This window comes from Paenibacillus qinlingensis, from assembly GCF_013204845.1.
Classification (GTDB): domain Bacteria; phylum Bacillota; class Bacilli; order Paenibacillales; family NBRC-103111; genus Paenibacillus_E; species Paenibacillus_E qinlingensis.
Genome location: NZ_JABMKY010000019.1, coordinates 89576 through 113300 on the forward strand (window position 1 = coordinate 89576; position 23725 = coordinate 113300).

The window sequence follows — 23725 nt, forward strand, 5'->3', positions numbered from 1 at the left end:
CAACTATATCAACGAATAACGTAGAAAAGAGGAGAAATTCATATGTATGAAAGTATTTTTGCAAGATGGGAGAATTTCGAAAAATTAGATATTGAAAATAATTTATCGATATTATTCCAGTATGCAGTTTTATTTAGAAATTGGGAAAAAGCATATGAATTAAGGAGGAATATTGATATAAATAAGGTTTCTTATAAACCAGTAGTTATAAATGACGAGATCGTTTTTATTGAACATAAGAGCATTACTATAAAAAATTGTATAGCGTGGAATTTTGGGTATTTAAAAAAATATGATGAAAATAATAAAATTAATATGGAAAGCAGTCTTTTAAACGGCGTATCTGACATGAAAGAGCTTGCTTATTATTCGGATAAGATTGACGAGGGAAACGACGTTTTCGATTTATTTTTTTTGAAAGAACAACCAATGTTTGATGTTATATATTATAAACAACAGGAGAAGGCGTCAAAACAGATAAAGGCTTTAAATATAAATTTGATCTTTGATGAAGTAGGGACAGGGAAGACTGTATCGGCCTTATACTGTGTGAGGGATATTATTAGTGAAAGACAGGAAGACGCAAAAATACTTATTATTTGCCCAAACAACAAAAAAAATGAATGGTTAAAGGATATTGAACGTCAACTTGGAAGATATACGCACTTAGTAGAAAATACCGATAACGAAAATATATACTATCATGAACAGAAAAAACTATATTTTCAAAATCATGAGCCTTGTATTTTTATTGAAGGGCAAAAAACCAAAGAGACCAAAGCAACTCTTAACAGTTGGACAAACGATACGAAATGGGACTTAGTCGTTATCGATGAAGGTCATTTGTGTTTTGATAATTACAAACAACTTAGAGCAAAGAGAGCCGTACTTTTAACTGCAACACCTATTGTTGTCAATTCCGCAGCTACAGGCGGGGTGTTGGATATTTCCAAAATAAGGACAATACCTGAATATGCTACATTGCTTAATGGTATAACAGATAGCAACAATGTTTGCGCAGCTAATTTATTTGAAAATAACTATAATAAATTACCTGCTGATGATAAGAGTAGATTTTTTACTTGTCTTTTTAGAGAAGACTTAGACATCCCTTCAAAAAGACGCGAAATTAAGTTTTTGGTGTGTAAGAGATGGCCAGATAGATCTCATTATCTTGATGTGCTTCGAGAAGTAAAGGGTGGAATGACCGGGCTTGTTTACGAACAAGATGATGACTATCTAATTGAAGGGATTTTTGGAAGCTTCAAATCGGAAATTGAGGAGAAAGGTTATTTAATTGGCCAAAGACCGAGAATCACAAATCACAAGTATGAAGAATTGAAGTCATACATAAATAACACCGAAACGCAATCGTATATTATTTTTTGCAACTATAAATTTGTAGCAAATAATATTTATAATAAATTCATAAACGATCAAGGTACTTTAAAGAATATTGGAAATACCATTTTTGTAAAAAAATATGGTAGCGATAACTGTGAAGTATTTCCCAAAGATAACAGTGTTAACAAAGATAATATTTTCGATTATCTAATGATGAATATAGAAGCAGGTAAGCGTGTCATATTTATTACGACTGGGGCTTCTGGGGGTACGGGTTTAAACCTTGGAAAGTTTGACGGAGTTATCAATTATGAGTTGCCATTTACGTGCATAGAGCTTGAACAAAGGTTTGGTAGAGTTGATAGACTAAATAATAAAGTTCAAAGCAAAAAAATGATTTTTATTCTCAATGAGCATGAAAATCCTATGCTTCGATACAGTACCCTTAAAATTAGCGAGACGTGTAAGCATATGCCAATTAGAAATACAGTTTTATTTTACCCCGAATTTATTAAAGAAAGTATAAAAGGGCTACTCACCGAATTAGAAAAGTGCAAAATAGAACTTGAACAAAACAATGGTTTTTTAAGTGTTCTAGAAAAGTATACAGAGGTTTTAGAAGCGCATAAAAATTTAGCTAAACGTCTGATTGATTACGCATTTAAGAAAAGAAGCGTAGAAGATTTTGAAGAAGATGTTAGCGATATAAAAGAATTTGCCGAGGTGTTTAATGATAATTTAACCGCAGTTTTTTCAGTTATAAACAAAAAGCGAAACTTTTATGCTTTGATAGATGAGGTGGAAAATTGGAAAAATCTTTTGGGGGCAGATACTCAAATAGACACCAAAGCGGTAGCTGCTAGTTTAGAAAAAAGTGACGATGAATTAAGCGAGTATACTCAAAGAGATGGTAACCTTATAAGTAGTGAAGTTGTCGTACAAGATATGAGTAAGAGCAAAAGCATTGACGAATTATGGCAAGCCGGAGATGTGAATTTCAAAATAAATTGTCAAATGAACGAACTCACGAACTTAAAAGAAAAAGTAATTAGTCAAGAAGGCACAAGTGGTATTTTTTATATTTACAACAAAAAATATATTCGCCAGACAGTAGCTGACTTTAGACGAGGGGAGGTATGATCACACGATGAACAATGAGAGCGTGTTAGATGCTATAAAAATTTTCTATATGTCCCCTCAAAAATACACTAAGGATAGACAGAACTTACAGAACAAAATAAATCTTTTAGACGACTACCTCAAGGGTCATGATACAGAAGAAGGACGCAACCTATTCACGGCATTTAGTGAAGTATATTCAGGCAAAGATAATCTGAGAGTTCCTATTATTGATACCGTATACAAAACAATTAAAGATGATTTGGGGCTTAGTGCAACAAGATTATACAGAGAAATATATTTTAATGAAATTATTCAAAATGCAAATGATTTACCAAATTCAGAAGACGTGATGATAACCCTTGACGAAGATGAGAAACATTTTGTTGTTAGTTTTGAATATAACGACATCGGGTTTGATACAAGAAATTTAATTGGTTTTGTCAATACAGAAATAAGGGTGAAAAAGTCTGAGCTAGCATCTACGGGTAAACATGGTGTCGGAATTAAATCACTCTTTTACTTTGTGGACAGGCTGACCATTGAAAGCAACGTAAAAATAGACGTTGTTATAGAAACAAAGACGGTTGAAGAAGTCCAAGAGACAGAATCTGTTTCTTGTGAAATTGAGTATAATCACAATCGTGTCAATAATAATAAAACGAAACTCACAATCGTTTTTGCAAAAGATAAAGAATGTGCGGGTTTTAACATTGTAAAGCTAAAAGAATTTATAAGTACCTGTTTAAGCGGACAGACTGTTTCCGAAAAAACAATAGAAACTTATTTTTTTGGAACGGAACAAGCGGGTTCTATATTTGATGCACGGGCATTACTTTTTACTGACAAAAATAAAAATAAAGAAAATGGTATCAAAAGGATTGCCTTTAAAAAAAGTGATGGTTCTATGTTGTTTGAATTATTTAGAAATGATGATACAGAAAAACACATAGAGCATAATAATATTCAATTTTGTAAACAATCTATAGGTTATAAAATCGCTAATTGTGATAAAAAGATATTTGAGGACTACATCGTATTCACCACTTTTTCCGAAAATAAGGATAAACAAAATATCAGTTTTGCATTTCCATCTAGGCTAACTTCAGAGAGTGAACGTTACTATTCAACATACTATATACCAGATGAAATACCAAAGTATCGCTTAAATGTACTCGTGAATTCAGAATATTCAAATGTTTCTAGGACGAAACTCACTGATGGTAATGAGGCTGAATTAAGAAAGATTCATACAGAGATTGCATTCAATATTAAAAAAGCATATTGGTTTATGGCAGAAAAAGTGGTTGGAGAATCGAAGCTTGGAATAGAGATTAGTGTTTTGTTTCATGGATTGCTTCAATTGTTTTATGGTCAAAATAATATTGAAATTAACATAAATGATCTTAACGGAATAAATAATCGTTACTTACCAAAGTACAAAAACAACACCAATTTTGATACATACATAGCCTTTAAAAGAGATGTTAAAGAAAAATATGAAAAGGTTACTATTGGTCAGAAAATTGTAGATACGATAGAAATAAATCGTTTTTACGATGATATCATTGTTTCAAATGATTCCTTATTATATGACAGTGAATTGTTTATAGAGGAAATTAAACCTATTTATGAGATTGCGTTTGATAAAAATGATTTTTTATTAAGAAGCATACTTAATACTGCTGGTAATGTTAGGGATATGCTTTATTATAGAGTAACAAGTGAATTTCCAAAGGATTCAAATCAAATGTTTACCGATAAAATAGTTGACGACTGGCATCAAGTACTAAACAAACAACTAGTAAATTCTTCTTTTCTAATGATAGGGCGATACAAACTTCATAATAGAATAAATATTAATGGGAAAATAACAGGTGCCTCTTTTTTTGAGTATCTATTCAATGATAATGATGATATACAAAGTCCTAAAGATTCTTCGGAATACCCAACTTTTAGGCATGCACAAAATGGCTTATATAATGAAGAATATAAAGAATTAAGATTTAAACTCTGGCAACTAATGGTGAATCGAAAAATTGAGGACTGCAATGCAGAGGTTTTCGATAATGTCAATGAAAGTGATTTAGTGAAAAAACACTACTGTCCAAATAGCTCTTCATGTATAGGGAATATGTGTTTTTATTATTCGGATCATTATAATGCTTATACGGCATATTGTGTTAGTCCCAAAATATATAGGTATGATTATGAACCTCAGTATGAAAACAGTTCAGATGTGTTTGGAAAGAATGAAACAAAATTATTTGTAGATAAATTGATTGAAGAGGCAGAATTGAAAAATAATGTTACAGAGGACCTAGGGCACTTAATCTTATCAAACAATCGAGTTCCGCCTCATTTGGATTATGGATACAGGAAAGAGGCATATGTTGATGAACGAGTAATAAAGATCAGATTGTTTAATATCGATTTTTTGAAAACCATATATGCACATGACTTTAATGATTTCAAATTCTATATGTGTAAATTATTTGATAATGTTGCTGCCAAACGTAAGTATTCTCCACCGTTTAAGCTACTGACATCTAAAAATGAAAGGATTTTATTTGATTTTAGTGTAAACAATCTTTCAGAAATATTCTCTTTCTTCTATCCAAGGCTAGAGCGAGACCTAGAACATTCTCAGTATTATCATTATGATTTTAAAACAAAGCTAGTAAATGAGTTTATAAATAATAGTTGTGGCTATGAATTTTTTGACTTTTTAAAACAACGGACAGGTTATGATGTTTATGTAACTCAAACTACAAGTTGTAAATCATCGAATGAAATAATGTTTATTCACGACAACAAAATACAATTGATTCACAAAAAAGATCCTGTAGAAGTGGGATGTGTCACCAATGCTGATAAAAAAATATACATTGTACATGGCCCAGATCTTGACATGAAGGAAGCTGTAATAAAAACCTTCAAATATGCAAAAATAAGCACAGATATTATTAACTTTTGCGAATCATTTGTAAGTTCAAATTCATCAGAGACTATATTTGGAGAGGCATACAATAATATTAAATCTATTAAATGTTGCACAAATGATCATGCAAGAAAATTTAAGGGAATAATCGACAGCTCGAAAATCTCTTGCAGTGGAATGGTTAAATTGCTTTTATCAAGAGGAAACAACAATAATAAATGTAGCTGTTGTTGTAAAAATATTGATTATGACAAAGGTAAATTAATAATAGTAAATAATAGCGATAATGATACACAAGCTAATTATCCGCAAATTATATCAGTTGTTTGTCCTGAATGTAAAACAATAATTTCTAATAGTTTAGAATCTGCACAAATTTGTAAAGAGGGTGAAACTCATTTTGTGAACTATCAGTGTCGTATACATAACTCAGTTCAATCTAAAATTGTTATGTTTCGGTCACAGTTAACTGATGGCAATTTGTCAATTTGCTATGCTCCAGCTTGTAATTGATGACTTTGATTAGAAGGTGAATTTGAACGCTGTCATATATTTGTTTTGTATTAGGATGGCTTTTTATAAAGTAATTTCAGAAAATTTTAACGTGCTAGACATACAGGTGACAGAGATTATGGGACATAAAAAGCCTGCTTGAGACTACGGTTTAAGGGAGGAGAAGATGAATCCGTAAGATCTTCTGGAAGCAATAGAAACGAGTGAGGATAGGGTTTTCGAAGCTTCAACACCCAGTATATCCAAAGCAGAAAGCATCGTCATAAGCAAGCACAAGAAAGAGCTGTTGGAGGTTCTCAAACAGCCCTATCCTTGAGAAAAAACGCAACAACACCATAAAAAGACTCGGATTTATATTCTTTTCTGGATTACTATCGACATGTCACTGCGTGAATGAAGGAGCCGCCGTATAACGAATGGTTCCAACGGTGGTGTGGGAGATCTGTTAATCAACTATTGTGGAACCTCCTACCTAATCTGAATTGAGAGCCCCACCTTGTCTTCTCAGTAATTCAGGTAGCAGCAGATGCTCTTTTCCATTTATCTAGTGGTTATTATTGAAATGATTTTTGAAATGATTTGAGAGATTCAGCTTTCCACGGCGCATTGAAAATGAAATTCTTTCATTTTCAGAAAACGCCAAAACCTTGCCACATGGCTTTACAGCTCACTTTTCCCTATCACTCAAACCTTAAAAAATCACCAAAATCTCGGAACCAACGCCCTCTTGATTGGGTTCCTTTTTTGTGTCTGAGGTTCTATAATAATCGTCTATACAACGAAGTTCGGCAAATAACGAAGCGGCCTTAATTATTCTCAGAAATTGTGTTAAAATTTGTATAAAATTCAGCAACAAGCTGCTAGCCCTACAATAGATTACATAAAAGAGCACGCATCAGTTTCGGCCTGTAGGGGAATGGATTTCAATGCCGATAAGTAGGGAATGGTGATCATGGCAAATGAAAAGGAAGCACCCGTTTCAAGCCCGCAGCTGACAGCAATGAGCATGATCGATGAGCGCCAGGATCAGTTTATTGGAGGTCGGAGTGAGCAGCTTGAGCTATTTAGACGCAGTATCACGGAGGGTGCCGTAGAAGGCAAGACCATCTGGAACCTATATGGTACGGCTGGTGTTGGAAAAAGCTTTCTTCTTGATTCGTTTCGCAGGCAGGCGCTGCGAGCAGGGGCCATCATGTTGTATCTGGACAGCCGTGATTTTAATCATAAAGGCGATATGTTTTGCCGGGAGCTGTTGTTGCAGCTGACACCGGGTGAGAGGGTACTGCACCGGAATCCGGTGGAAGTCTGCTTGTCCAAACTTAAAGAGTTAGCCTCAGAAGTGAAGATAGTCCTAGCCTTAGACACCTATGAGGAAATGGGTGAGTTGGACGGCTGGCTGCGAGATCAGTTTATTAAATGGCTGCCAGACAACATGCTGCTGTTGATCGCAGGTAGATATAAGCTGAAAGGGACATGGATCGTTTCCCCCGCCATCCGGGAGCGCTTACTATTTATGCCGCTCGGAAATTTAACTCATGCGGAAAGCGCAGTTTATTTGAATCAATGTGGCATTACGGAAGGTCAACAAATTGAACGGATCTGGTTTAAAACAGGTGGTCATCCGCTCGCTCTTTCGCTGGCTGCTGATGTTAATCCTAACGTGGACTGGATGCATACCTCAACGGAAGATACGGGATGGTTTGATCATTTAGCCAAGGCGTGGCTACGCGAGGTGCCTGATGCTCATTTGCGGAAAGTGGTAGAGGCGGCAGCGGTGCTGCTTCGTATCAATCGCGAGGTATTGCAGGTTATTATGGACCAAGAAATGGATGACGAAACCTTTGGTCACTTGATCTCGTTGTCTTTTGTCCGCAAGACAGAACGAGGCTGGATGCTGCACGACTTGATGCGGCTCGCAATGCGCAAGCAACTGGAAGAGCGAACCCCGGTTTATTTTGAACGGCTCAGGGGACGAGCAGCGCAATATTATGCAGCACGGATACGTCATTCCGCGCCGTACCGAAGAACCGATTGGGAAGTAGGAGAGCTTTTTTATTATACGGGCATACCTCTCATACGTACACTAATTCAATCATACTCCAGGGGCCAGTATACTTGGGAGCCATTGACGCTAGCTAATCTGCACGAAGGTGAAGCTTATTTGCGTCTAAGGCTTGATCAAGCGACCCCGCTAAAGCTGACGGGCATGGATCCGGAGACGGATCTATCGTACGAAGAGTTTGAAGGGAAGGAGGATATGACGCTTACGATCAAGCATTTGGATTTACGCACTTGGGTCAATCAAGATCAACAAGCGGCCATGCTCCTTCGTTCCGCAGATGGGAGAACGGCTGGTCTTGCTGTCATCGTTCCTATTGACAAGTCGACGTTGCCCGTACTGCTTGATGATCCGTTCGCGAACCCTTATATATCCTCCTTGTCGAAGGAAGAAATCAAACTTTTGGAGGTTGATCCTCCTGATAAGGCCGGCTGGTTTATACGGACAATTGATTACGTGGATTGGCAAAATCCGGATATGGTTATAGAGACGATGTATTTGATGTTTTCGTATATGTGTTCGGGCGGTATATTTATTACCTCCCCTCCGCCTTTGGGATTTTTTCGTGAAGCACATTTGAATCTCGGATTTCAATTGGTACCAGGTATTATCCATCACAATTATGATGACAAGACACCTACACCGACTTTCGTACTGGATACCCGTGGAGATAAGTTGGAGGCATTTTTACGCTTTTTATTAAAAAGAGGTGGGTTCCCGGATGAGCTGCACGTATCTAATGGACAGGACTTTCAGTTGACGAAAAGGGAACGGGAGGTCGTTGCCCTTGTTCTCGATGGGTTAACCAATTTGGAAATTGCCAGAGCCCTGTATGTCAGCGAAATTACAGTTAAGAAGCATGTTAGCTCTATCTACAGTAAGCTCTCCGTAAAGGGAAGGACCCAATTAATCAAGCTGCTAGCTAGTAATCCGTTAATAAGCTGACTCCTGCCCCCTTTTTCATCACACGGACTGAATAAGACTGTTTATATAGCCTATTTATGAAGCCCACACCCCTTTTGGGGTGTGGGCTTTTTGGGTTCTGCTCCTGATCGATTTGCCTAGTATAAGTCGGATATTATACGTTCGTATAATTTAGAAATCAGAATGGTCATGTTAAATTACTTGTTAAGTGAGCTGACTGGCTAAGGTGGTTGAATGAAAGGGGGATTGCATGATGGCCTACACCGACCAGGAGCTCTAAATGTTATGCGAATAGGAAGAAAGATGGAGGATTTCACATGAAATGGCTTGTTCTAATTCATATCGTGTCAGCGATTCTTGGCATTGGACCTACTTACTTTGGTCATATTTTACTCAGAAGGAGCCAGAACAATGAGCAGCTTCGACAATCTCTGGCACTTTTTCAGCAACTCAACTATTTCCCGAAAATTGGAGGTACCCTTGCTGTCGTTTCTGGTGTGGCGCTCGTTGCTTTGGCAGGGTGGAAATTCTCGGATTTATGGATTCTAAGTTCACTCGTGCTGTATGTAATTATTCAGGTTGTGGTGGTGGGAATGCTGACGCCTGTCATGACTCAGTTGAATCAATGGCTGAGCGAAGAGAAAAGTAAAACAATTGATCCAGATACAGAAGCTGACAAAGGGGCTCTGCTTACCAAAGCCAATAAGCTCTACAACACAGCATCCATCATGGGTACGGTATTAATTATTCTTATGATTGTTAAACCAATGTGAATGAAACACAATGGCTGATTTAGAAAGAACGGCACATCTAATATTAGGAGGAAATGGTAATGACAAATTTAGTTGGAAAAGTAGCTTTCGTATCTGGAGGGGCCAGAGGAATCGGAGCGGCTGCGGCCCTTATGCTGGCTAAGCAGGGTGCTAAGGTTGCCGTTAATTATATTCAGCAAGAGGCTGCTGCGCAGGCCATCGTAGATCAGATTCGCGACGCTGGTGGAGAAGCCATGCTGGCGAGGGCTGACGTGCGTGATGCGGAACAGGTAAATGAGGTTGTAACTCGTATTCAAACAACGCTTGGGGACATCGATATTCTGGTTAGCAATGCCCATATGAGCTTCGTAATGAAACCGCTGATTGGGATGCTATGGGAGGAGTTTGCTCAGAAGCTCAATGATGAGATGAAGGCGAATTTTACGTTGACGCAAGCAATTGTACCTCGCATGATCGCCAGGGAATATGGAAGAATTATCTACATTTCTAGTGATGCAGCCGATGGGCCGCTGCCTTACATGGGGGCACACGGAACGGCTAAATCAGCATTGAATGCATTCGCCAAATACGTAGCGTTAGAGAATGCTCCCTATGGAATAACGGCCAATGTGGTTTCACCTGGACTCGTCCAAACGGATGCTTCCAGTGTTACGCCTGAGTCGGTTAAGCAGCAGCTTGCAGCCATGACACCGCTGCAGAGGGTAGCTGTACCGGATGACGTGTCGGGTGTGATTGCTTTCCTAGCCAGTGAGGAAAGCCGATTCCTAACAGGTACATGTACGAGTGTAAACGGTGGAATCAAAATGGGGTAAGTCCGAGACAAATATTAACCATAAAGGTGGATGCATATGGCAAGGAATATGATCGTTTGGTCTACATTTTATTTTGTAATTGGTGTCGTTATGGGGATGGTTATGTCCATATCAGAAGTCCATACACTATCCCCGGTTCATGCACACATTAATTTATTGGGATGGGTGTCGATGGCGCTGGGCGGTATCCTCTATCACTTGTTTCCTGCTGCAGCGAATTCTATGTTGGGTAAGTGGCATTTCTGGCTGCATGTGATCGGTATTCCGCTCATGATGGCTGGATTGGCTGGTTTGCTCTCTTCAGGAAATTCGCAATTTATTATCGCAACGTCCATTGGTGGCATTTGCGTTGTGATTGGAGCCATATTCTTGTTTATCAATGCGGCACGTTATGTGAAATAAATCCAGAATGAGCTAGTGAGGTGGTGCTTAAATGTGTTTGATGAATAACAGATTATTGACGAAAAGGCTGAGTTCCTTGCTGCTTGTCCTGTCCTTGTTCGTTCAGGTATTTCTACCTTACGGGGGTGAGCAGGTTGTTGTGGCCAGTGATGTCGGATTAAGCATACAGAATCCGGAGGAGCGTATGCCAGCTTGGGCCAAGGAATCGATTGCCGAAATGACACAGCTTCGTGTTATCCAAGGATACGAAGATGGTACGTTTCGAGCTGAACGCACTGTGACGCGTGCCGAAATGGCCGCGATGCTGCTTCGCTTCGTGCAATCAACTGCCATGAAGCTGCAAGAAACGCAAGCGCCGACTTTCCAAGACGTCGGGCACGAGTGGTTTGCGGAAGAAGTTCGCCGGGCAGCTCGTCTTGGCATTGTCCAAGGTAATGAAGCAGGCCAATTCAGACCAGAAGCTGAAGTAAGCCGCCAAGAGTCAGCGGTAATGCTCAATCGCGTGGTGCAGCAGACGGTAACCGGGACCTTGTCCTTGAGTGACAAGAGCTTGATCCCAGCGTGGGCCCAGACAGCCGTTGCTGCTTTGGTCGAAGCTGGTGTCATGCAAGGGTATGAAGATAATACCTTCCAAGGGCAACGGAATATAACGCGGGCGGAAGTAGCTGTTATTCTTCATCGGGCTAAGAAGCTAGCGAGCGTAGGTGGTGATGTAACATCTGCGCCGCTCACGATCAAGGTCAGCCAGACGGATGGATCTATTCTGCAAGCAGCTGATGTATTCATCCACGAGAAAGGGAAGCGGATGTACAAAGCCTGGGGACGTACCGATGAGCAGGGCGCTTGGGTGGCTTCAATACCTTATGGAGACTACGATGTACATGTCGTGAAAGAAGGGTATGCAGGCTATCAGTCTGTCGTGTATGAGAAGGGACGAACGGATCTAGCACTTACCGCTCAGCCATCCGCGCAAATTGAGGGAACCGTCCTGGGTGTGGACGGGAAGCCGGCGGTTGGCACAATCCTTTCGTTTACGACCAACCCAACGTTCTATGCAGTCACGGGTTTGGACGGTACGTTCCGTGCTAATGTGCTGCCGGATAAGACGTATCGCTTGACGCTCGTTGAAGATGCAGGCCTGTCGCGCATCGTTGCAGAAGGCGGAGGAACAGCGGCTATTTATGGAGCGAGCCCTTCTACGTTTCCAGGCCTGTCGCTGCTGGATACGGAGCAATCTCAGTTAACAGACTGCAGCTGTCATAAATATGACGCCCTCCAGACGTTTACATCATTAGGTGCAGGACAATCGTTAACGATAGGTCATGTTTCAATAGATGGCGCACGGCCTATTCCCTCGGGAGGGGGGAGTGGCGGAGGATCAGGCACAGGAAATAACAATGGGAACCGTGACACAACTCCGCCGATCGCTCCTGCAGCTTTAACCGGTACGGCTGGCGATAGCGTGGTGAGTTTAAGCTGGACAGCGAACACCGAGAGCGATCTGATGGGATATAAGGTGTATGCGTCGACCGACGATGGTGCTACTTGGACATCAAGAGCCAATGTAGCTGGCGGAAGCGTGACAACGTATTCTGTGAGTGGACTCACGAACGGGGTAACGTATCTATTCGCGATCACAGCGGTGGATGCATCAGGCAACGAGTCAGCGAAGTCTGCTGGGTTTATCGCAACACCGCAAGCACCTCCAGTAGGAACGAAACCGGCTGCACCTTCTGGCTTAACAGGTAAGGCTGGCAATACGCTGGTTACGTTACAATGGTTGGCGAACAGCGAGGCTAACCTTGCGGGTTATGAGGTTCATTATTCCTCAGACAACGGTGTATCCTGGATAAACGGCCCCCAATTGGGCAAATTGACGGAAGCTTCCGTTACAGGCTTGACGAACGGGACGGCATATAGCTTCACCGTGACAGCAATGAATTCAGCCGGTCAACGCTCGGACCGATCAGTCCCGATCACACTTACGCCGAAGGAATCGAATGGTACGCCGGATCCTGTTGAGGTAGCTACGCAAATACCGACGACGGCACTGCCAACTTTTCATTCCACAGTTCAATTTCTGTATGCGGGAAGTGAGCCGGTGCAGACGGGGGTCGCTGAAGGAGCTATAGAAGCTAGTCTTGTATCTGTTGTTCGTGGCCAAGTGCTGGATTCAGCAGGCGAGCCATTGGCAGGCGTACTGATTAGTATTCTTGACCATAATGAGTTGGGCGTGACGAGGAGCCGCGCCGACGGAATATTCGATCTAGCGGTAAACGGAGGCGGTATCCTGACGATACAATTAACCAAAGAGGGATACATGCCCGTTCAGCGTAAAGTAACAGTAACTGCCGGGAGATACGAGACACTGCCAGATGTGATACTGAAAGCATACGACACGAAGGTAACGGTTGTTGACTTGAATACGGCTGTTGACGTTCAAGCAGCTCAAGGCTCCCAAGTAACCGATGCAGATGGGACTAGACAGCCTACGGTTATTTTTCCAGAGGGGACGTCTGCAACGATGACGTTGTCGGATGGCTCTAGCGTGCCTTTGACCGAAATCCACCTCCGTGCGACTGAATATACCGTCGGGGAGAATGGGATGAACGCGATGCCAGGTGACCTTCCTGATTTTGTCGGCTACACCCATGCCGTTGAATTGTCAGCTGATGAGGCTGTGCAAGCGGGAGCAACCGAGGTTCGCTTTAATCAACCATTATTTTACTATGTAGAAAATTACCTGAAATTCCCAGTTGGTGAGACTGTACCCATGGGCTATTACGACCGTGAAGCTGGACGATGGGTTGCATCGGACAACGGAAAGGTCATCAGCATCCTAAGTGTTGACGAGGGAATTGCCACCATTGATTCGGATGGGGATGGAGCGATTGACAGCGCTGATAAGCTAGCCGTTCTTGGTTTTACGGATAAGGAAAGACAGCAGCTAGCTGATATGTACACCGCTGGTCAAAGCTTGTGGCGCGTTCCGATTGAACACTTCACCCCTTGGGATTGCAATTGGCCATATGGTCCACCGCTTGATGCGGAGCCTCCTGTTGACCAGGACCCGAACAGTGAGCATGACGAGTTAGACCCTTGTGAACAAGCGGGATCCATTATTGGTTGCCAGAATCAAAGCTTAGGGCAAGCGATTCCGATTGAAGGCACAGGAATGAACTTGAATTATACGAGTACGAGAACCCCAGGATACAAGAGTAGATCGAAGCTTACGATTCCAGTCAGCGGAGATTCAATTCCTAGTTCGCTGCGTTCCATGACGGTCACAGTCGAAATCGGAGGTAAATCGTACAGAAAAACCTTCAATCCGGCTCCTAATGTCACCCATACGCTTCAGTGGGATGGCATAGATGCTTATGAGCGGAAGCTGATTGGCTCACATCCCTACAAGGTTACCGTATCGAATAACTACAACTTTCAATACTATGCAGCCACGAGTGATTTTCAGCAAAGCTTTGGACGGCTTAGCGCATCAGGGGTCGTAATTGGTGGAGTGAGAGAGACAACGACAATACCCGTTTCACGTGTCTGGTATGGTTCCTTGGAAAGTCCAAATAATCCGTTTGAGCAGGTGGGAATCGCTGGCTGGAGTTTGGATGCCCATCATATGCTGAGCTTCGAAGAGAATACCATGTATGAAGGAGACCGTAACAAGAAAACAGTGTCTCATAAAAGTCTGAACAAACTGGATCTATCTGGGCTTGGAGATGGCTTCCGCCCCGATGGTCAAATCATAACTCCCGGACCTGGAAATTCCGTTTATTTCACAGCAAGTGGAGGTATTAAAAATGGCTGGTATCCGCAAATTGTTGCACGTCTTAATCATGATGGAAGCTTTCAAAAGAGTGAGGAATTTCCGTCTGAGAGTTACATGCTGATAAGTTCAGACTCCCTCGGGAACGTGTATCGGTACTCACCAACGAAGAAGCAGATATACCTCAAGAAATCAGACGAGATATATTGGTCAGTTTTTGCGGGAACGGGTAACGCTGTAAACAGAGATATTATCGATGGGGCTAAAGCCGTAGAATCGGATTTGTATACAGTCTTCAGCATGGCTGCAGCGTCGGATGGATCCTTATATGTGTCAGGGAACAACCAGGTTTCTAGGCAAAATATCTTTTACCGGATTGGCACTGACGGCCGCATTCAGTTCATGGGCAGTGGTGAAGGAGCAGACAGCGGAAAGGCCAATAAGAAAACGATTGGCGAAGTAGTTTCAGTCATAGCAGGACCGGACGGTTCTGTTTATATTCACGATCGCATTTACGATAACTTTAATCACATGCAGTATGCTTCAAGAGTAAGAAAAATAAATGCAGATGGCGTAATAACCAAGATAGCAGGGAAATCACCAAATACGTATACGGGCAATTATGAGGTTAATCACGGTGTAGCTGCCAATAAGGCGCTATTTTATATGCTGAAGATGTACCTTGATGGAGAAGGAAACATTTTGTTCACAGCATTGAAAAATAACTGGGAACCAGAAAAGCTATACAAAGTTAAGGATGGCATTGTAGAGGAAGTTAGCCTTGAGCATGCTAGAGCAACGTCTAAAGCTTATCTTTCATTGGCAACGATAGATTATAACGGCAGTTATCTGTATGCGGGTTCTGGCAACATCTACCGGGTTGACAGCTCTAAGCTCTTGCAAGCTGAAATTTCGGAGGAAGATGGTTTGTCGGTTAATGTTTTTGATTTAACAACTGGCAAGATCCTGCATAATGAAAGTGTTTTGTCCGGAGCTAAACTGAAAGCATTCTCCTATGATAATGACGGACGCCTCCTGTCGATATCGGATCGCAGTGGAAATTTGACACGCATAGAGCGTGATACGCAAGGCAAGCCAACAGCGATTATCGCGCCAGGTGGACAACGAACGATCTTAGAGGTGGATAGCAGCGGGGAACTTAGCTCCATTACGAACCCGGCAGGCGAGACTTATCGGATGCAGTATGAAGGAGGACTGCTCATCGCGTATACGGATCCAGTGCAAGGTGTGAACCAGTACGACTACGATGACAACGGGCTGCTGGTGAAGGCGACCAATCCGGAGGGCGGCATCAAAACGCTGCACAAATCCATCCTCAACAAAGGTTCTCTTGTTACCTTTACGGATCCTAGCAATCGTACTACGACATACGAGACCGTGGTCGCGGACGGGAAAACACTGTATACGTTGATAGATTCGAACGGGGCTAGAACGTTAACAGAGAAGATTGGTGAGCAGAGTGAAATGGCAACACTGCCAGACGGTACCAAGATCAGTAAGAAATTCGGGACGGATCCAAGGTTCGGTAAAAATACGCCATTCGTTTCGGAACTGACTTACACCTCGCCCGACGGTAAAGTAACTACATTTAAGGAAGAACGATCCGCAGTAATCAATAATAACAACGAGTTGGTATCGTATACGGTCAAGCATACATTGAACGGTGATGTATTCACGATCCAATACGATGGGGGAAATCATAAATTCACGGAAACAACGGCAGAGGGTACGAAGACTGAAACCTATTTGGATGGAAAAGACAGGGTTATCAAGGTGGCCTGGCCGGGAACGGACCTCTTCCCAATTGAATCCTTCTACGATGCTCTTGGTCGGTTGGAGCGGGTTCAACAAGGTGAAAAATGGATTAGCTACACGTATAACGCACAAAATCTGATTGAGAAGGAGACCGATGCCTTCGGCAGTGTGAAAACATATGAGTATGACACTGCAGGACGCATCGCCTCTATTACGACCCCTGGCAATAAGGTATATCGCAAAGGATACGATGATCTTGGCAGCCTAACAGGGATCACGATGCCTGACGGTTCAAAATATGAACAGCAATTCAATAAGCTGGGGCAATTCGATGGCTTCGCCCCTGAAGGCTCAGGCCTTTGGTACAATCCGGAGTATGACAATGGCCGTAATCTTGTGAATACGACGATGCAAAGCGGTCGAGTCATTGACCATGTGTTAGAAACAAGTGGAGGCAAGCGGCCTGTTGGCATCAACGATGCGGATATACAGCGAACGTTTACGTACGTGGGTCAGTCGGATTTTGCCAAAACAATTGAAAGTGTGATGCCGTCGGACCGCTCGAGACAACAAAAGATTGCCTATGAATATTCAGGGGAAAACATCAAATCGATGGTACTGACAGGTAAAACTAATGCTTCGTTCAGTTATGTCTATGACGATTTCTTCAACATGACGAATATAGCCATGACGGTCGGTGGCGTGGTGTATAACACACCTTTCCAATACGATAACGAAGACAACCTGACGAAGTTTGGTGCTTTCCAATTCAATCGAGGCGGTCCGTTGAAGGCAGTCAGCTCCATAGCTGATGGCAAGATGGATATTCAAGTGGCTTACGACAAGTATGGCAAGATCGACAGCGTCACCTATTCATTGAAGGGAAGTCAGGTATATAAGGCGGCCTATACGTATGATAAGAGAGGTTTCGTGACGGACATCACCGTCGATTCTGCGAAAGGCAGGGAGAACACTCACTATGAGTACGATCTGGATGGACAGCTGAAAGGCATGACATGGACGGATCCGGGAGGCACAGCGGTTACGGAAGCGTACAGTTATGATGCCAATAAAAATCGGATCACAAGTCAAGTGAGCGGTGCTGCACAAGTGGTTAGCAACTACGGAGATCACGATGTGTTAGCGCGTGTTGGAGCACTTGCCTACAGCTTCGATACAGACGGATTTCTTACACAAAGGGGTTCCGATACGTTTACCTATGGAGTTCGAGGTGAGTTGCTGGAAGCGACTGTGTCGAGTGCTGTGAATGGCATCACGACTAATCAATCCGTTACAGGCGTTACTTATATGAACGCGTTGGCGAATGGCACCTACAAGTATACGTATGACGGCCTAAGCCGAAGAGTGGCGAAGGAAGACAGTATAGGACGTAAGACACAATATATATATGGGAATCCCGATTCCTTGCAACTGATGACAGCATCAATAGATTCAAACGGACAGCCGACAATGTATTCCTACAATGAGATGGGTCTTCTCATCGCGTTGGAACGTGCTGGGAAGCGCTACTATGTGGTGACTGACGCTGTAGGCACTCCTCAGCTGGTGGTGGATGAAAACGGCGTAACCGTGAAGGAGCTGCGTTATGATAGTTATGGCGGTTTGCAATCCGATTCGAATCCGTTATTTGAGCTGCTAATTGGTTATGCCGGCGGTCTGGAGGATCGGGATACGGGACTCGTGCGCTTTGGCTTCCGTGACTATGACCCAGTTTCGGGTCGATGGACAGCAAGAGATCCTATTCTTCTGGAAAGCGGACAAACCAATATGTATGCCTATGTGAATAACAACCCGATTATGTTCCGGGATCCTTGTGGACAATTATGTGTGGGAGCATCTGTGTATGCCGTTGTCGGGATTGGTGGCAAAGTATGCATTACGGAGGAAGGCGTATCTGCCTGCGGCGACACTGGGTTTGGCGTAGGGCTTGGACTTGAAGTTTCTCCATTCGAAGATATTGCCAAGAATGAACTCTCCTTGGAGGCAATGGCTAAGCTGACGGCCGGAATCGGAAATTTACAGGCAGGTTACAAATTAGGTCAGGATTTAGATACCAAATGTCGAACAGATGGACCTATTTTAAGAGCGGAAGCAGGACCTTTCCGTGTCGATTTACTTAAGCCTAAGAAGTCGGCGGTGAAGGGCAAAGAAGCCGACCTGCAAAAGAAAATTAAAGATCTGTTTAAGAAAAGCGGTATGAAAGCAGAAGCTTCCATTAAGGCGAAATTGTGCAGTAATCTCCGCTGGTAGGAATAAAAAGAAATGAATAAGCTGATTCATATCCCGCCCGATTGGTTAAATCTTCTTATAAAGAGTTTACAATCGGGAGGGATGAAGCTTGAGTAAAAAACTCGCAAAGCGCAGACGTTCACCTCTGGCCTTATATCTAGCAGCGCTTACAATTACCGTGGCAATCAGTCGCATAGAAGAAGTAAACTAACTTGAGGCGGTTTCCTTGCATACTTATATGAAATAAAAAAAGCCCAATGAATGGGCTTTTTTTGCTGTTAGAGCGTCAGGGGCAAGAGTGAGTACTGGTCACATGGATCTTTTACCCTCATTTTAATCAAATTGAACTTCCTGATCCAAAATGATCTCTTTAGGCGGAGACTCCATTGGGCTGGCATACGGAATTAAGGCAAAATGTAAACCCTCTAAGTTATCAGGCAAACGGGGTGTGACGAGAAATGTGATTTGTGTATGCCCGCCGCCGCCCCTAGAGCCATTTCTCATGACACGATATAGTTCAGGACCTATTACATCAAGTTGGAGTTGTGGTCGAAAATTGCCAAAATGATCATCGAGTTGAATAAGCTTGATTTCAACATAGACAATACTGCTGTGTTGATGCTGCATGGTATGTGTCAATGTATAGGAAAAGTCTCCAACGACGGTTTTCTTCATGATGGGTACGACATGTTCCAAATCACCTGGTTCATTCGGCATGACAGGGTAATGCTCATTTAAACTGTTAAGAAGCCAGTTAATTTGTGGAATTTCAATACCGAATCGTGTTGACCATTCTTGAAGGACTTCCTTTTGTGGGTAAAATCGTCTGCCTTTGGCAAGGGATTTACGCTCCGTTAGCAATTGCAGCAGTGATTCATCAATCTTCTTCATGCCATCATTGTATTCATTGGGGACTCTTTGCAATTCGGACCAACCCATCGTTGTGTACCTCCATTTTCCAGTAGTATCCATATAGTATAACGGTTAGTGAATGGTAGGAAAAGTTTTGTGATAAGTTCCCCTACATTTCTGGACGATTCCCCATGTTTTCGGGACGGAAGCCCAAGCAAGACAAGTACGAATGATGCTACTCTTTAGGTAATCTTTTAATAAAAAGGAGTTGCCTAAATCATGAATTCAACGTATGCAAATCACGCCAATAAGGTATGGCAAGAAATGATAAAGGATCATTCTGGCGAATGGGGAATGGATATTCATCACTGGGACTGGGTGCCTGGTGTGGGTGTGATTGCTATGCTGGAGTATTACGAAGCAACTCACAATCCCGAGGTAATCGCTTATTTGCAGGAGTGGGTGAAGCAGAATAGTGAGAAAGCGAAAGGCACGAAGGTAATCAATTCGATTGCACCTTATGCCATTTTCCCGGCTTTATATCGTGTTACGAATGATGCTTGGTTCCGAGATGAAGCGGTTCGGGTAGCAGAGTGGCTGATTAAGGACACACCAAGAACGCGTGAAGATGCTTTCGAGCATACGGTCACGGAAAATGTGGCATTTGCTGAACAAGTGTGGGCGGATACGATTTTTATGGCGGTTCTATTCCTAGCGCGCACGGCGTCTTTGGTGGGCAGTCAGGTTTATGCGGAGGAAGCATTGAACCAGGTGCTAATTCATCTGAGATTGCTGCAGGATGAGGAGACGAATGTTCTTTTCCACGGTTGGAATTGCGGGTCGGGTGATCATATGTCAGCGGCGCGCTGGACGAGAGCAAATGCTTGGATTGCTGCAGGTATTCCGATGATTGTGAAGGAAATTGATCAGCTTGTTGCTATTCCGGAAGAACTTAAGGAACGATACGGACGCCTAATGTCAGGGTTGCTTGCGTACCAGCAGGAAGATGGACTTTGGAGCACGGTGATGGATCAACCTCATTTTTATCGGGAAGTGTCGGGAAGCGCAGGCATCGCTTATGGCCTGTTGAAAGGTACGGAGCTTGGTCTAATCCCTCGTCTAGAAGAAACAGCTGCCTCTGTGGAACTAGTGTTTACTTCGATTGTACCCTATATTACGGAGGAAGGTATCGTGAATGGGGTATCTGGTGGGACACCTGTGATGCCAACGATTCAGGCCTATCAAGACGATATTTCAACGTATCCAACGTTATATGGACAAGGCCTTGTGTTGATGCTATTGGCTGAGGCACTCCAAATGGAGAAGAGTGAACATGAATAGAGACAAAATAATGAAAGCTATTCAAGTTAATGAGAAGCAGTATGATGCTAGTGTCAAATTAATCCGGACACCGCTCACGTCGACGTATCATACGGCACTTAAGCCGGATACGCATCCTATGGTGTACGCGTTATATCCTTCCACCTGTTATGCGTATGATTTACTCCGTTACGGCGGAGAAGACTTTGCGCAAAGAGCGGCAGAAATTCTAGAGGTTGTTATTGCCCAACAGGATAAAGTAGCAAGCAGCAATTCGTATGGAATTTGGCCATACTTTTTCGAAGAGTCGCTGGATGAAATGGATCGTCCAGACTGGAATATGGCGGATTTTCAAGGGAAGAAATTAGTTCTTATCTTGAAAAATTATTCAAAATCTCTTCCTGAGGCTTTAGTCGAACAAATTCGTGAAGCTATTTATTGCGCCTGCCAAGCGATCATCCGACGAGATGTGGGGCCGCATTATACGAACATTGCGATTATGGGGGCGTTTGTTACGTTGGTTGGCGGCGAGGTGCTTGGCGATAACGAGATTCGCAGCTACGGGGAGCAACGCCTGCAGCGATTTCATGCATTTACATCAGGAATCGGTACTTTTACCGAGTATAACAGTCCTTGTTATTCGCCAATTGCGATTGAAGAATTGGATAGCATCTATCAAGAATCGGTTACCCCTGCGGCCGTAACTCTTGCTGAGCAATTGTTGGACATTGCTTGGGAGATGGTTGCAAAGCATTTCCACCCAGCGACCGGTGAATGGGGCGGTCCGTACAGTCGCACCTATAACACATTGCTGGCGGAGCGAGAGAAGCATTTCCTGGGAAATGCGCTCAGTGGCGAATTGTCTGCGATTCGCTGCCCTGACAAGTATCAGGCTTATTTTACCTCCAATGAGGAGCGGTATTTCATTGAGCCAACGATGATGGAAGCAGAAGCGGGATATCAGAACTATGCGACGACGTATCAAAATGAGAAATTTTCGCTTGGAAGCTACACGATTGGCAGTATGTGGAATCAGCGTCGCAACTTGCTAGGCTTCGTGGATGTTGGTGGCAAGAAAGTGTTCGTGCAGTTGCAATTTCTGAAAGATGGGAAGGACTTTTGCTCTGCTATTTTTACTGGCGTGCAGTCACATAATCAGGTGCTGTTCGGCTTTAATTTGGCCACAGATAATGGCGCTTGGCATCAGGAGCTAGATGTGATCAATGGCAAGTTTCAAGCGAATGATTTGCGCATTCGGTTGCTCCTCGGCGGGGAAATGGAAGAACTTGAGCTTCCAACTGTTGTGGAAGGGAAAAGTTTGACGACGATGCTTGGACGAGATACGCAGCTTCGAGTGGCAGCTGTTCTGGAGGAGTCGGACTACGGAACACTCGAGGTATCAGTGGAGCGTAGTGAAGATGCACTTCATTTGGATTATGTTATCTATACTGGCGAGATGAAGTCTTTTGATTTCCATGCGATTCAAAAAGCCGTATGGATCTTCGCATTATCGCTTGGCGAGGTTGATGGCACGCTATCGGCGGTTGATGTTCAGCTTGAGGCCGATTCTGTGAGGGCTACAATAGGTGTTCAGGAGGAGAAGATGTCGATTGTGGTACCGACGGCACCAGGGAAGACGTGGGACTTCTACCGAAATAACCGCGTACAACTGCCGCAGAATTTGCTTGAACGCGTGCAGTAGGCAGGGCACGAAAGAGGTGCAGGAATTATTTCCTGCGCCTCTATTTCTGCGTTCGCTATTTTAACTGGAAAATAGGTTGTTAATTTCGCTGAAATTTCCATCAATTTCGAATTAGATGGATGATATGTAGCTAATCTAGCGGAATCAGGCGAAATTGAACCTTTTGGCTGAATTTACCTGCATAAAATCCAGTTATTACCTGATTTGAGAGGTATCAGGCTGATTTAGCTGCATAAAATCCAGTTATTTGGCAGTAAACGTTTGGTACTAGTTTGATTTAATGAGTCGTTTAAAAGCCTCAACACGGTACTGCTTTGGCGTTAAGCCGGTTTCCTTTTTGAACACGTGGAAGAAATGCGACATGTCGCCAAATCCGACAGCAGCTGAAACCTCTGAGATGGCTAAATCGGTCTCCACCAGCAACCGTTTCGCTTTATTCAGCCGGTACTCGATAAGAAACTGTTTGATGGTCGTACCCGTAGTCTCTTTGAATAAGGTGAAAAGCTGCGAACGCGAGACTGGGAATCGTGTCACAAGATCTTCTATTAACAAAGGTTCTTGATGATGACCAATCAAGTAAGAAAGCACATCGCTAATGAGGTGCTGATCACCAGTATGTTTCAGGGTATGTTCGTCTTGCAGGCCAAATATGATTAGGAAAAAATCTGCGATGCATCGCAGCACAACCAGTTCATAGCCCAACTCGTGCTTAACTAGCGCCTGTGTCAGCTCAGCGAATAGGGTCTGGACACGATCAAACTGTTGGGCGCTCAGGAAAAAATGATTGGAATCCGGATGATGCTCGGCGAGCAGTCGAGGGATAGATAGATCCGATAGCTTGCAAATGGTGTGCAATTGATCTAAATAAGACTCATCTATGGAAAAGACATAACGATGGAATTCTTTGCTATGTCCATGGAACGGTCGATGAATAACATTCGGATGAATGATCGTAAGGCTGCCTGCGTGAAGCGGATACAATCGATCACCTACGATATTAGTGCCTGTACCCTGCAAAACGAGATAGATCTCGTATCCGTTATGCGAATGCAATAACTGCTGTTCTAGCGGAATTGTCCGAAATTCACAGTGAACGGGATAGGTAGCCAGAAAATGATTCGTATAATCATCGATAGCGAAGCTAACAGATTCATTTTCCATCC

11 protein-coding genes are annotated in these 23725 nt (G+C 42.9%); 9 read left to right on the forward strand and 2 right to left on the reverse strand.

Annotation, left to right across the window (positions count from 1 at the left end):
- Nucleotides 1-42 precede the first annotated feature (42 nt).
- The 7 genes from HQN88_RS27220 (at nucleotide 43) to HQN88_RS27250 (ending at nucleotide 18709) form a co-directional block, all read left to right on the forward strand.
- Nucleotides 43-2484 carry an SNF2-related protein gene (locus tag HQN88_RS27220; protein WP_173118414.1) on the forward strand — a complete coding sequence of 814 codons (2442 nt, stop codon included), beginning with the start codon at nucleotides 43-45 and terminating at the stop codon, nucleotides 2482-2484.
- A gap of 7 nt (nucleotides 2485-2491) precedes the next feature.
- A complete protein-coding gene (locus HQN88_RS27225; RefSeq protein ID WP_173118416.1) occupies nucleotides 2492-5917 on the forward strand; it encodes a hypothetical protein in 3426 nt (1141 codons plus the stop codon).
- Between the two features lie 952 nt (nucleotides 5918-6869).
- Nucleotides 6870-8921: a LuxR C-terminal-related transcriptional regulator gene (locus HQN88_RS38180; protein ID WP_274318826.1), complete on the forward strand. Its 2052-nt coding sequence runs from the start codon at nucleotides 6870-6872 to the stop codon at nucleotides 8919-8921.
- A 296-nt stretch (nucleotides 8922-9217) separates the two neighbouring features.
- Nucleotides 9218-9673 (forward strand): DUF2269 family protein, encoded by a 456-nt coding sequence (locus HQN88_RS27235; RefSeq protein WP_173118418.1) that lies wholly within the window; start codon nucleotides 9218-9220, stop codon nucleotides 9671-9673.
- A 59-nt stretch (nucleotides 9674-9732) separates the two neighbouring features.
- Nucleotides 9733-10485, forward strand: coding sequence for an SDR family oxidoreductase (locus HQN88_RS27240; protein WP_216855849.1), 753 nt, complete (start codon nucleotides 9733-9735; stop codon nucleotides 10483-10485).
- Nucleotides 10486-10521: 36 nt separating this feature from the next.
- Nucleotides 10522-10887, forward strand: coding sequence for a cytochrome-c oxidase (locus HQN88_RS27245; RefSeq protein WP_173118422.1), 366 nt, complete (start codon nucleotides 10522-10524; stop codon nucleotides 10885-10887).
- Between the two features lie 40 nt (nucleotides 10888-10927).
- Entirely contained in the window at nucleotides 10928-18709 is a 7782-nt protein-coding gene (locus tag HQN88_RS27250) for an S-layer homology domain-containing protein (RefSeq protein ID WP_246320490.1), read from the forward strand.
- Nucleotides 18710-19021: 312 nt separating this feature from the next.
- Here HQN88_RS27250 and HQN88_RS27255 read toward each other — a convergent pair whose 3' ends face one another.
- Nucleotides 19022-19627, reverse strand: a complete 606-nt coding sequence (locus HQN88_RS27255) for a hypothetical protein (RefSeq protein ID WP_173118426.1) — start codon at nucleotides 19625-19627, stop codon at nucleotides 19022-19024.
- Between the two features lie 192 nt (nucleotides 19628-19819).
- On the opposite strand from HQN88_RS27255, the gene HQN88_RS27260 reads away from it, so the two are divergent.
- Together HQN88_RS27260 and HQN88_RS27265 are read left to right on the forward strand one after the other, a co-directional pair.
- The gene (locus HQN88_RS27260) at nucleotides 19820-20881 is read left to right on the forward strand and encodes a glycoside hydrolase family 88/105 protein (RefSeq protein WP_173118428.1); all 1062 of its coding nucleotides are present in this window, start codon (nucleotides 19820-19822) and stop codon (nucleotides 20879-20881) included.
- Nucleotides 20874-22562 (forward strand): hypothetical protein, encoded by a 1689-nt coding sequence (locus HQN88_RS27265; RefSeq protein ID WP_173118430.1) that lies wholly within the window; start codon nucleotides 20874-20876, stop codon nucleotides 22560-22562. Before HQN88_RS27260 ends, HQN88_RS27265 begins: the two co-directional genes overlap by 8 nt.
- A 267-nt stretch (nucleotides 22563-22829) precedes the next feature.
- On the opposite strand, the gene HQN88_RS27270 is transcribed toward HQN88_RS27265, so the two are convergent.
- The gene (locus tag HQN88_RS27270; RefSeq protein ID WP_173118432.1) at nucleotides 22830-23723 is read right to left on the reverse strand and encodes an AraC family transcriptional regulator; all 894 of its coding nucleotides are present in this window, start codon (nucleotides 23721-23723) and stop codon (nucleotides 22830-22832) included.
- Nucleotides 23724-23725 lie beyond the last annotated feature (2 nt).